The following is a 13,640-nucleotide window of genomic DNA, read 5'->3' as shown; positions in this document are numbered from 1 at the left end:
GCCCCCGAACCCCGGAGAATGATCCGCACATGAAGTCACCGTCGGGCCGCCGCCGCAAGGCCGTGGCAACGCGCCGCCCCGCAGCCACGCACCCGGGGTTCCTGACGCTGGCCGCGCTCCTCGTCGTCGCGTCCCTGATGGCCGGCTACCTGGTGCTCAACCGCACCTCCAACACCCAGCCGACCGCGTCCGCGGGGGACAGCAAGAAGGCGTCGGCGGAGGCCACCAAGGAGCCGAAGTGGGACGGCAGGACGCATGTCCTGGGGGACGGGTCCACCTCGTACACGGGGCCGCAGACGGGACAGCTGAAGCCGGTCCCGCTCAAGCCCGGCGAGAAGCCGCCGCAGTTCGTGGTGTTCTCCTGGGACGGCGCGCTGCAGGGTGACGACGGGCTCTTCGAGCACTACCGCAAGCTCGGCGAGCAGTACAACGCCAACATGACCTTCTTCCTCACGGGCATCTACCTGCTGCCCAAGAGCAAGAAGGATTTGTACTCCCCGCCGCAGCACCCCGTGGGGTCGTCCGCGATCAGCTTCCCCACCGACGAACACATCCGCACCACGCTGGAGCAGCTCGGCGAGGCGTGGAAAGAGGGCAACGAGATCGGCACCCACTTCAACGGCCACTTCTGCGGAGCCAAGGGCGGCGGCTTCTGGAGCGTCGACGAGTGGAAGAGCGAGATCGACCAGTTCTACAAGTTCGTGGAGAACTGGAAGACCAACACCGGCTACAAGGACATGCCCCCGCTGCCCTTCGACTTCAAGAAGGAGGTCACCGGCGGCCGGGCGCCCTGCCTGGAGGGCCAGGCGAACCTCCTGAAGGCCGCCAAGACCTACGGCTGGCGCTATGACGCCAGCTCGTCGGGCGACTTCCAGATCTGGCCCACGAAGAAGAGCGGCCTGTGGGACTTCCCGCTCCAGGCGCTCCCGTACGACGGCGGCAAGTACCAGGGCCTGTCCATGGACTTCAACTTCCTGGCCAACCAGTCCGACGGCGAGCCCGAGGGCGACCCCGCCAAGTACCCGCAGTGGGAGCAGGAGACGCTCGACGCCTACATGGCGGGCTTCAACCGGGTCTACTACGGCAGCCGGGCCCCGCTGTTCATCGGCAACCACTTCGAGGAGTGGAACGGCGGCATCTACATGAAGGCCGTCGACGAGGTCATCAAGAACGTGTGCACCAAGAAGGGCGTCAAGTGCGTGTCCTTCAAGGAGCTGTCCGACTGGATGGACGTCCAGTCACCCGCCACGCTGGAGCGGCTGCGCAGCCTGGATCCGGCCCAGAATCCCGACTGGTCCACAGTCGTGAAGTGACCCACCCGGGGACGGCGTTGACGTAACCAAACCTCAACCGCGCCCCCCTTCACAAGAGCCACACACCCCGTGCAAAGATGCCCTCCCGGCATCCCTCCGCCGGGGCAAGAGGGGAAACACCAGTGAAGTCAAGGAAATTGAGCGGCACGCGCCGCCGCGTCACGATACTCGGGGCAGCCGCGACCTCGGTCGTCGCCGGAGTCGCACTGCTGCCCAACTGGTCCGCGGGCGCCGCGGTCGTCGACGACCCCACGGTCGACGCGCGGACCAAGGCCACCTTCCAGCGGCTCGCCGACGCGGTCTTCACCGACCGTACGGACGCGCTGGTCACCGGCGCGCAGGGCGACCGGGACAAGCCGCTGACCAACGGCTTCTCCGGCGACGTCAAGCTGTCCTCCGGCACGGCCCGCACCGAGGACGCCACCCTGTCCTCCCTCGGGCAGCGCAAGGACAAGCTGGCGAAGGCCGGCGAGAAGTACAGCAAGGCCACCACGACGGTCACCCTGAACGCCACCCGCGTGACCGGCCGCACGGCCAAGGCGGACGTCACCGAGACCACGACCCTGACCTACGCGCGGGCCCGCGGCAACGCGCCGAAGACCACCGGGTTCCAGGCCCAGCACGAGCTGACGTTCAAGGCGGACCAGCAGGGCACCTGGCAGCTGACCGACGTCCGCGACACCGACCAGGGCGGTCTCGCGATCAACACGCTGTCCAAGCCGGTCGCCGTGAAGACGGCCAAGGCCGACGACACGATGCCGAACGCGCCGCGCGCGGCGACCAGCTGGAACCCGCCCGCGGTCCCGAAGACCGGCACCACGTACGACTACAAGGCCATGGCGGCCTACGCCGAGAAGTACTGGAACGTCTACAACAAGGACTACCCGGACTACAACAACCACACCGCGGGCGGCGACTGCACCAACTTCGTCAGCCAGTCGCTGAAGGCCGGCGGCTGGAAGCACGTCCCCGGCTACGTGTACGACTACACCAAGTGGTTCGGCAACGCCGACATCCAGTCGGACTCGTTCGTCGGCGTCAACGAGTGGTCCTGGTTCGCGCAGAACTCCAAGCGCACCACCCCGCTCGCCAACGTCTACCAGCTGGAGGTCGGCGACGTCCTCCAGATGGACTTCGACCGTGACGGGTCCAAGGACCACACGATGATCGTCACGGCGAAGAGCAACGGCATCCCGTACGTCACGTACCACTCGAACAACACGTTCCGCCGGTCGGTGGCGAGCCTCGTCGCGTCGTACCCGACCTCCTACTTCTACGCCTACCGCACCTGATCGGACGACGGGGGCGACGAGGGAGGCCGGTTCTCCCCGAGCTCCCGGCGGCGGTCCTGCTCCTCCGCGAGGTCGGGATGGCGGGACCGCCAGTAGGGGTTGTCGTGCGGCAGGGCGGACCCCACCCTGCCGTACATCCCGAAGACCATCAGCAGGATCCCGATCACGAAGCTCAGCATGCAGTTCTGGATCTCGAAGGCCAGGAAGTTGTAGTCCGTCTGCAGCAGGGCCATGTTCAGGAACCCGCTGACGATGAACAGGACGCCGAGCGTCATGTTCAGCGTGGACGCGAAGTTCCCGCCGATCACCATGCCCACGAAGAGCAGCAGCCCCACGGCCACCGACAGCCAGCTGAGCGCGCCGTTGGTGTTGAGGCTCCACACCTGGTCCCCGCCGGTGTCGAAGAAGCCGATCTTGTCGATGATGCCGAAGATCCCGAAGACGAGCAGGCCCAGGCCCATGAGCCCGGCGCCGATCCGGTAGACCAGGTTCAGCCGGTGGTCGAGCGGCAGATGGTCGTTGAACCTGATAGGCCGCCTCGACCCGGAGCGCATCGCGTGTGTCGCCATCTCCGCCTCCCGGAGGGTGAGTCATGCCGGCGTGCCACATGCCGACGAGGCCGTACCCATCTCAATATCCGCCCGTCGGGCGCGGTGGGCAACGCAGCGCCCCGCTCGGGCGTCAGTGCCCGGCGCCGCGCTCCTCGCGGATGCGGGCCACCACGTCGGCGACCGCCCGCCGGACGGCCTCCGTCTCGGTCAGGAAGTGCCAGTAGTCGGGGTGCCGGCCCTCCAGCGTCACGATCGCCCGCTCCAGCCGGGCCACCGCGTCGTCCAACGGGCGCGCGTGCCGCGGGTCGGGCGTGCTGCGGCCCGTCATGGCCAGCCGCTGGGCGTCCCGGACGGCGAATCTGGTCCGGTCGATCTCCGCCTGCGGATCCTTCTGGACCGCGTTCAGCCTCGCCAGCCTGTCACCGGCGGCCGAGACCGCCTCGTCCGTGGTGTTCAACAGGGCCCGCGCCGTCGACAACAGCGAGGTGGCGTCCGGCCACCGCTGCGCGTCGCGGGCCGCCTGCGCCTGCTTCAGCTTCTCCTCGGCCTGCCGGACGTGCTCCCCGGCCTGGTCGGGGACATGCTGGAGGTCCTGCCAGCACGCGGCCGAGAAACGCCGCCGCAGCTCGCTCAGGATCGGCTCCACCTGTTCCGAGCGGGTCGTCAGCGCCTGCGCGCGGGTGCGCAGCGAGACCAGCCGGTGGTCGGTCTCGGCGGCCCGCTCCGGCAGCCTCTCGGCCTCCGCCCGGACCGCCTCGGCCTCCCGGGAGACCCGCTCCGCCCGCTCCAGGGTGTGCGGCACCCCGTGCCGGCCCGCGCCCTCGTTCAGCTTCGTGAGCTCGGGCGCCAGCGCCGCCAGCCGCGCCGCGAGATCGTCCGCCCGCAGCCCGCTCTCCCGTACGGCGTCCAGCGCGTTCGAGGCCGCCAGCAGCGCCTGCCGGGCCCGCTCCACGGCGGGCGCGAGACGCGCCAGCTGGGTCTCCGCCTTGCCGAGCAGGGGGCCCAGTCCCTCGGCGAACCGGTCCAGCTCCCGCTTGACGCGCACCAGCTCGTCCTTGGCGCGGGTCAGCTGCGCGCGCGCCTGCGAGGCCGCGGCGGCCTCCAGGTCGTCCCGGTCGAGATCGTGGGCGTCGACGGCGTCGATGTACTGGCTGCTGGCCTCGTCGATGCGCCTGCCGACGTCCTCGAAGCCGGACACCGCGCGGCGGGCGGCCGGGGTGTCGTCCACCGCCCTGATCGTCTCGATGGAGATCCGCAGGTCGCGCTGGGCGCTGTCCAGCTCGTAGAACGCGGTCGCGGCCGCGTCCTTCGCGGCCTGGGCCTCGGCCCGCTGCCCCTCCGCCCGCCCGCCGAACCAGCGCCGGGTGCCGCCGCCGGCGAACGCGGCGGGCAGCGCGAGAGCGAGCACGAGGGGAAGGGCGACGAGGGTGAGGGAGTCCCCCAGGGCGCGGGCCCGTGCGCGCGGCTTCGACGGCGAATACGGCTGCGCTGGTGTCGCCGTCACATCCCTCTCCCGTGCTGTCATCCCTGCCCGGTGTCATTCTCCCACCGGTTAAGGACGAACACACGGGCCCGTTAGTTCGCGTTCCGCACGGTGACTTTGCCGTCGGCGGTGCGTGCGTTCACCACGTGCGCGCTGGAGTCCTCGCGCGGCACGGACACGTCCACTCCGCCGTCGTCGGTCTTCGTGGTCACCCGGTACCCGGCCGCGGGCAGCGCGATCGTCACCGACCCGTCCTTGCTGACGGAGTCCACCCGGTCCGGCACGGCGCTCAGGTCGAGGCGGACCGAGCCGTCCCCGGTGCGCGTGAGCACCGAGCGCGAGGAGACCCGGGCGTCCACGGAACCGTCCTCGGTGCGCAGGTCCAGCGGCCCGCTGGAGTCGGTGACGTGCACGGAGCCGTCCCGGGCGTGCACGCTCAGCGCCTCCCGGAATCCCTGCGCGCGCACGCTGCCGTCGTCGTCCTCGACCTTGACGGCGACGCCCCGGGGCACCTCGACGCGGTGCTTGGCGGAGCAGTCGGCCATCACGCCGGAACAGTGCAGCCGCAGCGTCAGCCGGTCGTCCTTCATCGACCAGGTCACCTTCGGGCCCTCGCCGAACGTCACGGACCCCTCGAACCACCGGGTGACGGCGACCGTGCCCGTCTTCGCCGAGTCCGACGCGACGATCTCCAGCGCCGAGTCGTCGGAGTCGATCGTGAGCGTGCCGCCCTGCAGGGCGAAGGAACGGTGGTCGGGGTGCTTGTCGTCGGCGGCGGAGGCGCCGCAGCCGGTGGCGCCGGCGGCGAGGGCCACGACGACCGCGGTGACGAGGACGGCGCGGGCGGAAAGGGTCGTACGGGCCATGATGGTCTCCCCCTGGGCAGCTTGACGATGCGTTCACGACCCTAGGGAGACCGGGTACGCCGGACGATCCGGCACACTCCCGTACAGGGGGTGGGGTTAACCCCCGACAGGAGTTTGCGGGGCACGGCCCCGGGCGATGTAGGCTGTCGACTCGTCTCGGGTGCGTAGCTCAGGGGTAGAGCGCCTGCCTTACAAGCAGGATGTCGGCGGTTCGAAACCGTCCGCGCCCACCGAGGACGACGCCCGACGCGAGGCGTCGCCGACCGCGGCCCTCCGGAACCTTCCGGAGGGCCGCGCTCATGCCCGGGCGCGGCGGTCAGTAGTTCGCGTTGGCGAGGACCTCGCCGTTCTTGTCGTAGACGGTCACCAGGCCGTTGTCGGACTCGTAGCACGAGGTGAACGCGGAGGCGATCAGTTTGCCCTGGCCCTGGTGCGGGCCCGCCAGACCGCCGGAGAAGTCCGTGAACACCTCCGGAGCGTCGAGGATGTCGTTCCGCTTGTCCGCGCCGGTGACCTTGGTGACGTGCTCGACCGCGGCCTTCTCGGTGGGCGTGCCGCTCTCGGCGACGCAGGCCCGGAACTCCTCGGCCTGGGTCCCGGAGCTCTCGGCCGGAGACTTCTCCTTCGCGGAGCGCTCTTTCGTCGCGTCCTTCCCGGCGGAGGCGACGGCCTTGTCCTTCTTGCCGCTGTCGGTCGGATCGCCGCCACCGCCGCTCGTCGCGACGGCGATGACGACGAGGAGGACGACGACGCCGGCGCACCCGAGACCGGCGATCTTGCCGACGCCCCGTTTCCTGGGCGGCTGCGGCTGCGGCTGAGGGTGCTGCGGCGGGTACTGCTGACTCATGGGGCCCCTGAGGTGGACGTGACTCGCAGCTGAGTGACAGGGGGAAGGAGCCGCGCGGTTGCCGCTCCGGGCGGCATTCACCCGATCGGGGCGCCCGGCGTCAGCCGTCCTCCGGGAGCGGGGCCTCGTGGGCGTGCTTGAGGGTCATGCGGGCGTCGACCCGGTCGGCGGCGGCGACCTCCGACCAGAAGCGGTGGCACGTCACGAACACCGCCAGCTCGTGCTCCCGGCGGCGGAGCTTCTCCACCTCGGCCTGTTCGTCGGCCGTCCAGCCGGGGGAGGCGGGGCGCTCCGTCTTGCGCCAGCCCCCGGCGTCGCTGAAGCCGTCCAGGGGCTCGACCGACCAGGGAAGCCGCTTCAGCAGGGCCGACAGCTCGGCCCGGACCTGATGCAGCTCCTCCTGACCGGCGCGCAGGTCGCTGGGAAAGTCATAGGTCGTAGCCACACGGCAATGGTACGCCTGTTCGAATTTGAGTAGCGAGCTCCTCAGGGGGTTCGTGTGAACGCCTGTTCGGTTACCTGTGGGCGGCGGGGGGCACGGCGCAGGCAGGGGTCCCGCCGGGCAGACGGTGACGGTTGCGGGACACCCAGCGGTAGACCACGCGGGCACAGCCTCGGACGCCGGGCAGCCGCGGGACGGCCGCCGCCGCGCGGTACCCGGCGGACGGCGAGGAGCCCAGCCAGCGGGCCACCGCGTCCGAGCCGCCCGCGAGGACCACGGCTCCGCGCAGCAGCAGAACCTCACGCTCCAGTCGCGCGCGATGCGGCGCGGTCGACTCCTCGGGCAGGAACTGCCACGGGACCGCTTCCAGCGTCGGTGCGGCCAGGGACCGGATGCGGTCGACGCAGGACTGGCAGAAGGCGCAGTCGCCGTCGTAGGCGAGCACGGGAGGCGCGGAGCCCGGGACCGGTCCGGTCGTTCGTCGTCTCTCCACGGTTCACCCTCCGCCGTCGTTCCTCGCGCGGTCCGCGGACGACGCCGGGGCGACGGCCCCCGGCGACGGCCTCGGTGCGTTCGGCGGCGATCGTACTGCGCTCGAACGCCGCTGTCAGACCCTGGCCCTAGGGTGGGGACATGGACGGATCTGGCGTGGAGCGGGTGCGGTTGATCCCCTGGTCGGAGGGCGACTTCTGGCTGCTGCGGCGGGCCAACAGCCCCGAGATGACCGAGCACCTGGGCGGGCCGGAGAGCGAGGAGAAGCTGGCCGACCGGCAACGGCGGTACGTCGAGCCGTTCGCCGGCCGCATGTACCGGATCACCCTCGCGGACAGCGGGGAGAGCGTGGGCTCGATCGGGTACTGGGAGCGCGAGTGGCGTGGCGGGACGGTGTGGGAGACGGGATGGGGGATCCTGCCCGAGTTCCAGGGCAGAGGCCTCGCCGCGTCGGCGGCGCGGGCGCTCGTGGAGGTCGTCCGGCGGGCAGGCGGCCACCGGGCCCTGCACGCCTTCCCCGGCGTGGAGCATCACGCATCCAACGGGGTGTGCCGCACAGCGGGGTTCACCCTGCTCGGACCCGCGGACTTCGAGTACCCGAAGGGGAACCGGATCAGATCCAACGACTGGTTCGTCGATCTGCGCACCGGTTCCGAGACCGGTCAGGAGGCCGGCTGGGACGGCTGATCAGGAGACCGGCCAGGGCGGCCGGTCAGGACGGCCGGTTCCAGGAACGAGCCTCGGTCGGCCCCGCACCGCCCGCGCGGTGACGGGGAACGCGGTCGAGGCGTGAAGGAGGGAGACTCGGAGTATGTGCCGGAGTATCAAGACGCTGCGTCCGCCCGCGTTGCCCGAGGAGGCGACCGAGGACGAGATCCGCGCCGCAGCCCTGCAGTACGTCCGCAAGGTGTCCGGGTTCCGGGCGCCGGCCGAGCACAACCGGGAGGTGTTCGACAGAGCGGTCGAGGCCGTGGCCGCGGCCACGGCGGAACTGCTGGACGGGCTGGAGGTACGCGGATCCCACCGCCCGACGGCCGCGTGACGGCCCCCTGCCGACGCGGGCAGGGGGCAGGCCGGTGCCGACGTGGGCGCGGCGGTGCGCGCCGGAAGCGGTGCGGCGCGTCGTCGCTGGATCGTCGCCGCGTCGCGACGGTCGCCGGGGACGGTCCGTCACGCCGGTCGGCGGCTGGTCACGCGGGCCGGCGGTCCGTCATGCGGGCCGGCGGTCTGTCACGTGGGCTGGCGGCGCATCACGAAGGCCGCGCCCGCGCCCGCGCCGAACAGGGCGAGCACCGACACCCCGGTGGCGATCCACGTGGTGCCCAGCCAGTGGGCGCCGAAGTAGCCGAGGGCGACGCTGTAGCCCGCCCAGGAGAGACCGGCGAGGGCGGACCAGGGGAGGAAGTCGCGGGGGCGGCGATGGGCGGCGCCCGCGATCAGGGAGACGACGGAACGGCCGGCCGGGGCGAACCGGGCCAGGACCACCAGCGCGCCCCCGCCCCGGGCCAATGCGCCGCCGAGACGTTCCTGCGCGGTGGTCAGCCGGCGGGAGCGGGAGATCGCCCGGTCCAGGCGCTCGCCGCCGCGCCAGGCCAGCCGGTAGGCGACCAGGTCGCCCAGCACCGAGGCGGTCGTCGCGGAGAGGATCAGCACCATGATGTCCGGGACCTCGTGCGGGACCTGACCGGTCGCCGCGCCCGAGCCCGCCGCCGCGGCCGTCGCCGCCGTGATGACGAGCACCCCGCTGGGCAGCACCGGCAGGAACACGTCGAGGAGGACCGACAGGCCCACCAGCGCGTAGATCCATGGGCTGCCGAGCAGCGCCCCCACACTCTCCAACACCGCGTACTCCCCGTGTCTCCCCCGTGACGGCCCGACTTGCCGCTGTGTCGCGGGGGAGCGGCAGATGCGGCCAATGACAGCCATACAGCGTACGCCGGGGGTGTGACAGCGGATTCACGGGGGGCGCGTGTGTTCGGCACAGCACATTCACGCGCGGGCGCCGACCGACGACCACCCGGGCGTCGCCGACCGACGACCACCCGGGCGTCGAGGGGCCCGGGTGGTCGGGTCGCGCGTGTCGCGGATGCGCGTGTCACGGCTGGGGAGGCCGGACAGCGGAGTGCGTCCTGCGCGGATCAGGCGGAGACGGTGGCCTTGCGGACCGCCGGTTCCCGCTCCGGGCTCGTGCGGCCCGCGAAGAGGCGGTCGAGGCCGAGGGCGCCGGAACCGGTGAAGACCAGCAGCAGGAAGGCCCAGCAGAACATCGCGGAGGGCTCGCCGCCGTTCTGCATCGGCCACAGGGCGTGGGGCTGGTGCACGTGGAAGTAGGCGTAGGCCATCGAGCCCGAGGCCAGGAACGCGGCGGCCCGGGTGCCCAGGCCCAGCATGACCAGGGTGCCGCAGACGAGCTGGATCACGGCCGCGTACCAGCCGGGCCAGGTGCCGGCGTCGATGGTGCCGCCGTTGCCGGCGGCGCCGCCGAGGACGCCGAACAGGGAAGCGGCGCCGTGGCAGGCGAAGAGCAGGCCTACGACGATGCGAAAGAGGCCGACCGCGTAGGGCTGCGCGGTGTTGAGGCGAGCGGACATGGTGGGGGGTGCTCCTTCGGTCTCGGATCAAGCCGGTCCGGAACGGGGAGAGGACCGGTCGGTGGGGGCGGCGGTACCGAATCAGCGACTCACGGTAGGCGGATCCCATTGATGCTTGCAAGTTCAACTTTTGGCCAGGACCTGGCTTCGGCCGGAGGCCCGGTTTCCCTGGTCGCCGCACGTCGCGCGCCTCCCGCTCATCGCACCCGCGTCCGAAAGTGTGACCGAATCCACGCCTGGGAGGGCGCGCACCATGGTCGTCCGGTGCGCGCCCTCCCCTGGCCCTTGCGGTACCAACATCCTTGCCCGCCAAGGTTTCTGACGATTGATCAGGTGCGGACGCCGTCGAAGCCCCGCGTCACGGGGTGAGGTCGGTTTCCGTCACGGTCGCCAGACGCCCGTCCGCGCGCGCCCGCTCCAGCAGCAGCCGGGCCGAACGGCGGCGCAGCGTCAGGGACATGAGCTGGTTGCCGAACCAGGGTCCGCCCGTCCTGCGCCAGCTGACGGGCGGCTGGGGGCAGCGGCCGTGCCGGCGGAGCCGGCGGCCGAGCGCGCGGGCCACCCCGCTCCACCCGAAACGGAAGCCCACCCGGATCGACGGCGGGACGGAGTTGTGCACCGGGGAGCAGGTGAGCTGGAGCACCCGCGCGTCCGGGCCCGTCCCGTCGGGCCAGTGGGGCTCGGCCGCATAGGCGTGATGGACGTCTCCCGACAGCACCAGCACACTCGCCGGGGCCCGCGTCCCGGTGCCGACCTCGGCGATCAGGTCCGCGAGCGCCGCGAACGACTGCGGAAAGGCCGCCCAGTGCTCCAGGTCCGCCCCGCGTCGCAGCTTCTCCCCGAACCGGGCCCAGCGTGCCCCGCGCTCGCCCCGGCACAGGGCCGCGTCCCACTCCTCGGCGTCGTGCACCAGGTGCGGCAGCAGCCACGGCAGGGAGGTGCCGATCAGAAGGTGGTCGTAGGAACCGAGGCCGTCGAGGGCCTGTTCGCGCAGCCAGGTCCGCTCGCCCGGGTCGAGCATCGAGCGCTCGTCCTCGTCCAGCACCCGGGCGGCCCTGCTGTCGACCATCAGCAGCCGCACCCGCCCGAAGTCGCGCCGGTAACTCCACCGGACGGACTCGGGGTCGGTGTCTGCGCGGCCGGCGAAGTCACGCAGGAGATCGGTGCCGTCGGCGGCCTCGCGCACGGCCGCGTAGAGCGGGTCGGCGGCCAGCTCGGCCGGGGTGAGGTTGCCGAGGTGCTGGTGCACCCAGTACGACATCAGGCCGCTCAGCAGCCGCTCGCGCCACCAGGGCGTGGCTCGCATGTCGGCCAGCCAGGAGGCGGAGGTGTTCCAGTCGTCGATGATGTCGTGGTCGTCGAAGACCATGCAGGTGGGCACGGTGGACAGCAGCCAGCGCACCTCGGGGTCGAGCCAGGACTCGTAGTAGAGCCAGGTGTACTCCTCGAAGTCGGCCACCTCGGCTCCGGGGGCGTCGTCGAGCCCCCGGCGGGCGGCGATCTTCTCCTTGGTCGCGTCGGAGACCTCGTCGGCGTACACCTGGTCGCCCAGCAGCAGCAGGACGTCGGGCCGTTCGCCCGTCGGGTCGGCGGCGAGCCGGGTGGCCAGGCTGTCCAGGGCGTCGGGGCCGACGGGGTCCTTCCCGCCGGCCGGGGGCGCCGCCCAGCGGCAGGAGCCGAACGCGACGCGCACCTCGTCGCCGTCGTCGGCGAGGGTGCGGATCCGCGAGGGCGGGAAGCGGGAGCCGGGCGGCGGCCACACGGGGGCGTCGTCGAGGAACACCTCGTACGCCGTCTCGGTGCCCGGGGTCAGGCCGCCGACCTCGATCAGGGCGTAGTGGTGGCCCGCCACCTGGAAGGTCGGGGCTCTGCCGCCGGCGCCGTCGGCGCAGCGCACCTCGGCGGTGCACGGGCGGCTCGCCTCGACCCAGACGGTCGCCGTCGAGCCGTCGGCGTATCTCAGCAGTGGTCCCAGCCGCAGTTCGGCCATGCCATCACCCTCCTCCGTCGCCCCGTACGGTACGGAACGACGGAGGTCCGCGGCGAGATCCCGGCGGTCGGATCCCGTCGGATCCCGTCGGATCCCGTCGGGATACAGGTCGGGATCCCGTCGGATCCGGGCAGAGGCGGTCAGCAGCCGGCGAGGTAGCTCGTCAGCGCGCTCTTCTCGGCGGAGTCGACCGAGAGGTTGTAGTAGTACTTCACCTGCACCCAGGCGCGGACGTAGGTGCAGCGGTACGAGGTGAGGGACGGCATCCACTCGGCCGGGTCCTGGTCGCTCTTGGACTGGTTCACGTTGTCCGTGACGGCGAGGAGCTGCGGGCGGGTCACGTCGTTGGCGAAGGCCTGCCGCTGGGCGGTGGTCCACGCGCTCGCCCCGGAGTCCCAGGCCTCGGCGAGCGGGACCAGGTGGTCGATGTCGAGGTCGGAGGCGGCGGTCCAGGTGGCGCCGTCGTAGGGGGAGTACCAGCTGCCGCTGGTGGCGGTGCAGGCGGAGTTGGTGACGACGTTCGTGCCGTCCCGCTTGAGGATGTACTCCCGCGTGTTGCAGGTGCCGCTGATGGTGATCCAGGTGGGGAAGAGATCGCGGCTGTAGCCGGTGCGGTTCTCGGTCTTCACGCTGAGGGAGGCCAGGTAGGTCCGGGCGGTCGCGCCGCTGACCGGGGTCGGCAGGGCGGCGGAGGCGGTCGGGGAGGTGAAGAGCCCGACCGAGGCTATGAGGCCGGTGAGGGCGGCGACTGCGCTCAGCCGTCCACGCGCGTAGAACTTCAACATGCGAACTCCGTTGGGGAGGCGGGGTGTGGGAGTGCGAGCGGGGGAATGCTCGCGCTCGCGCATTGCGGGGAGATGTGCGCCCGGTAAGAAGCTAATGACGCGCACATGACACGACAAGATGTGCGGCGGAACGATCTCCACGAACGGTTGCGCGGGCCGTCTCGTACACTGGGGAGCGCAGAAGGGGAGTAGCTCTTCGCCGGACCGTCGACATACTGCTCAGCTCGTCTGAGCCGGCGCCCGGAGGCAGACCCGTCGTACGGGCCGGCCAGCGAGACCTTCGGCAAGCAGTGCACACCCGTGCCGCACGGCACGGGTGACGTGTGCGCTGCCGTGCCGAGGTGTCTGGTTCACAGTGCGCGGACTCTCGGTGGGGCGGCCCCCGACCGATTGAGGAACCTTGATCAGCATCACCGTGACGGCGGTCGTCTTCGGCGTCGTCTTCCTGGCCGAGCTGCCGGACAAGACCGCCCTGGCCGGCCTCGTCCTGGGCACCCGCTACCGCGCCTCGTACGTCTTCGCCGGAGTCGCCGCGGCCTTCGCGCTGCACGTCGCGCTCGCCGTCGCGGCCGGCAGCGTGCTCACGCTGCTGCCGCAGCAACTCGTGCACGCGCTGACGGGCGTCCTGTTCCTGGGCGGCGCGGCCGTGCTGCTGCTGAAGAAGGACGACGGCGAGGAGGAGATCCGGCGGCCCGAGGACCAGTCGTTCTGGAAGGTCGCGGGCGCGGGTTTCATGCTGATCCTGGTCGCCGAGTTCGGCGATCTCACCCAGATCATGACGGCCAACCTCGCCGCCCGCTACGACGACCCGCTCTCCGTCGGCCTCGGCGCCGTGCTGGCGCTGTGGGCGGTGGCCGGACTCGGCATCGTCGGCGGAAAGGCCCTGATGAAGCGGGTGCCGCTGAAGCTGATCACGCAGATCGCGGCGCTGCTGATGCTGGCGCTCGGCGTGTGGAGCCTGTGGGAGGCGATCGCCGGCTGAGCTGAA

The 13,640-nt window shown here is 71.5% G+C and carries 15 protein-coding genes and 1 tRNA gene; 6 read left to right on the top strand and 10 right to left on the bottom strand.

Going from position 1 to position 13,640, the window contains the following annotated elements; translation table 11 throughout:
* Positions 1 to 29: 29 nt before the first annotated feature.
* Both Sri02f_RS13495 and Sri02f_RS13490 read left to right on the top strand, forming a co-directional pair.
* Positions 30 to 1,313, top strand: coding sequence for a polysaccharide deacetylase family protein (locus Sri02f_RS13495; RefSeq protein ID WP_109001397.1), 1,284 nt, complete (start codon positions 30 to 32; stop codon positions 1,311 to 1,313).
* 122 nt (positions 1,314 to 1,435) lie between these two features.
* Positions 1,436 to 2,605, top strand: a complete 1,170-nt coding sequence (locus tag Sri02f_RS13490) for an amidase domain-containing protein (protein ID WP_167467543.1) — start codon at positions 1,436 to 1,438, stop codon at positions 2,603 to 2,605.
* Here the strand turns inward: Sri02f_RS13490 and Sri02f_RS13485 are convergent.
* From Sri02f_RS13485 to Sri02f_RS13475, 3 genes are all read right to left on the bottom strand, one after another.
* A complete protein-coding gene (locus Sri02f_RS13485; RefSeq protein WP_109001395.1) occupies positions 2,593 to 3,174 on the bottom strand; it encodes a DUF4383 domain-containing protein in 582 nt (193 codons plus the stop codon). The genes Sri02f_RS13490 and Sri02f_RS13485 overlap by 13 nt on opposite strands.
* A gap of 112 nt (positions 3,175 to 3,286) precedes the next feature.
* Positions 3,287 to 4,660 carry a hypothetical protein gene (locus tag Sri02f_RS13480; protein WP_109001394.1) on the bottom strand — a complete coding sequence of 458 codons (1,374 nt, stop codon included), beginning with the start codon at positions 4,658 to 4,660 and terminating at the stop codon, positions 3,287 to 3,289.
* Between the two features lie 71 nt (positions 4,661 to 4,731).
* Entirely contained in the window at positions 4,732 to 5,505 is a 774-nt protein-coding gene (locus tag Sri02f_RS13475; protein ID WP_109001393.1) for a DUF4097 family beta strand repeat-containing protein, read from the bottom strand.
* A gap of 158 nt (positions 5,506 to 5,663) precedes the next feature.
* Here Sri02f_RS13475 and Sri02f_RS13470 point away from each other — a divergent pair.
* Positions 5,664 to 5,735: transfer RNA gene (locus Sri02f_RS13470), tRNA-Val, on the top strand.
* An 86-nt stretch (positions 5,736 to 5,821) separates the two neighbouring features.
* Here Sri02f_RS13470 and Sri02f_RS13465 read toward each other — a convergent pair.
* The 3 genes from Sri02f_RS13465 to Sri02f_RS13455 form a co-directional block, all read right to left on the bottom strand.
* Positions 5,822 to 6,352: a hypothetical protein gene (locus tag Sri02f_RS13465; protein WP_109001392.1), complete on the bottom strand. Its 531-nt coding sequence runs from the start codon at positions 6,350 to 6,352 to the stop codon at positions 5,822 to 5,824.
* Between the two features lie 100 nt (positions 6,353 to 6,452).
* Entirely contained in the window at positions 6,453 to 6,797 is a 345-nt protein-coding gene (locus tag Sri02f_RS13460) for a DUF8825 domain-containing protein (RefSeq protein ID WP_109001391.1), read from the bottom strand.
* A gap of 70 nt (positions 6,798 to 6,867) precedes the next feature.
* Complete coding sequence (locus Sri02f_RS13455; protein ID WP_109001390.1) at positions 6,868 to 7,287, bottom strand: thiol-disulfide oxidoreductase DCC family protein; 420 nt, start codon at positions 7,285 to 7,287, stop codon at positions 6,868 to 6,870.
* 140 nt (positions 7,288 to 7,427) lie between these two features.
* Between Sri02f_RS13455 and Sri02f_RS13450 the strand changes: the two genes are divergently transcribed.
* Positions 7,428 to 7,973, top strand: coding sequence for a GNAT family N-acetyltransferase (locus tag Sri02f_RS13450; protein ID WP_109001389.1), 546 nt, complete (start codon positions 7,428 to 7,430; stop codon positions 7,971 to 7,973).
* A 124-nt stretch (positions 7,974 to 8,097) separates the two neighbouring features.
* Positions 8,098 to 8,328, top strand: a complete 231-nt coding sequence (locus Sri02f_RS13445; protein ID WP_069769011.1) for a DUF2277 domain-containing protein — start codon at positions 8,098 to 8,100, stop codon at positions 8,326 to 8,328.
* A gap of 188 nt (positions 8,329 to 8,516) precedes the next feature.
* On the opposite strand, the gene Sri02f_RS13440 is transcribed toward Sri02f_RS13445, so the two are convergent.
* From Sri02f_RS13440 to Sri02f_RS13425, 4 genes are all read right to left on the bottom strand, one after another.
* Entirely contained in the window at positions 8,517 to 9,128 is a 612-nt protein-coding gene (locus Sri02f_RS13440; protein WP_109001388.1) for a DedA family protein, read from the bottom strand.
* 296 nt (positions 9,129 to 9,424) lie between these two features.
* Positions 9,425 to 9,877: a DoxX family protein gene (locus Sri02f_RS13435; protein ID WP_109001387.1), complete on the bottom strand. Its 453-nt coding sequence runs from the start codon at positions 9,875 to 9,877 to the stop codon at positions 9,425 to 9,427.
* A gap of 358 nt (positions 9,878 to 10,235) precedes the next feature.
* On the bottom strand, positions 10,236 to 11,867 hold the full coding sequence (locus tag Sri02f_RS13430; RefSeq protein ID WP_109001386.1) for an alkaline phosphatase D family protein: 1,632 nt from the start codon (positions 11,865 to 11,867) through the stop codon (positions 10,236 to 10,238).
* 140 nt (positions 11,868 to 12,007) lie between these two features.
* Complete coding sequence (locus Sri02f_RS13425) at positions 12,008 to 12,652, bottom strand: HNH endonuclease family protein (RefSeq protein ID WP_109001385.1); 645 nt, start codon at positions 12,650 to 12,652, stop codon at positions 12,008 to 12,010.
* A 400-nt stretch (positions 12,653 to 13,052) separates the two neighbouring features.
* Between Sri02f_RS13425 and Sri02f_RS13420 the strand changes: the two genes are divergently transcribed.
* On the top strand, positions 13,053 to 13,634 hold the full coding sequence (locus tag Sri02f_RS13420; protein WP_109001384.1) for a TMEM165/GDT1 family protein: 582 nt from the start codon (positions 13,053 to 13,055) through the stop codon (positions 13,632 to 13,634).
* The last annotated feature ends 6 nt before the right edge of the window (positions 13,635 to 13,640 follow it).

The organism is Streptomyces rishiriensis, assembly GCF_003112535.1.
Taxonomy (GTDB): domain Bacteria; phylum Actinomycetota; class Actinomycetes; order Streptomycetales; family Streptomycetaceae; genus Streptomyces; species Streptomyces rishiriensis.
Note: the sequence above shows the minus strand (reverse complement) of the source record. Positions and strands in the feature narration are given on the sequence as shown.

Coding starts and splice junctions, on each gene's coding strand:
- Sri02f_RS13495 (WP_109001397.1), top strand. CDS start 30: ATGAAGTCACCGTCGGGCCGCCGCCGCAAGGCCGTGGCAACGCGCCGC.
- Sri02f_RS13430 (WP_109001386.1), bottom strand. CDS start 11,867: ATGGCCGAACTGCGGCTGGGACCACTGCTGAGATACGCCGACGGCTCG.
- Sri02f_RS13465 (WP_109001392.1), bottom strand. CDS start 6,352: ATGAGTCAGCAGTACCCGCCGCAGCACCCTCAGCCGCAGCCGCAGCCG.
- Sri02f_RS13425 (WP_109001385.1), bottom strand. CDS start 12,652: ATGTTGAAGTTCTACGCGCGTGGACGGCTGAGCGCAGTCGCCGCCCTC.
- Sri02f_RS13475 (WP_109001393.1), bottom strand. CDS start 5,505: ATGGCCCGTACGACCCTTTCCGCCCGCGCCGTCCTCGTCACCGCGGTC.
- Sri02f_RS13445 (WP_069769011.1), top strand. CDS start 8,098: ATGTGCCGGAGTATCAAGACGCTGCGTCCGCCCGCGTTGCCCGAGGAG.
- Sri02f_RS13450 (WP_109001389.1), top strand. CDS start 7,428: ATGGACGGATCTGGCGTGGAGCGGGTGCGGTTGATCCCCTGGTCGGAG.
- Sri02f_RS13435 (WP_109001387.1), bottom strand. CDS start 9,877: ATGTCCGCTCGCCTCAACACCGCGCAGCCCTACGCGGTCGGCCTCTTT.
- Sri02f_RS13485 (WP_109001395.1), bottom strand. CDS start 3,174: ATGGCGACACACGCGATGCGCTCCGGGTCGAGGCGGCCTATCAGGTTC.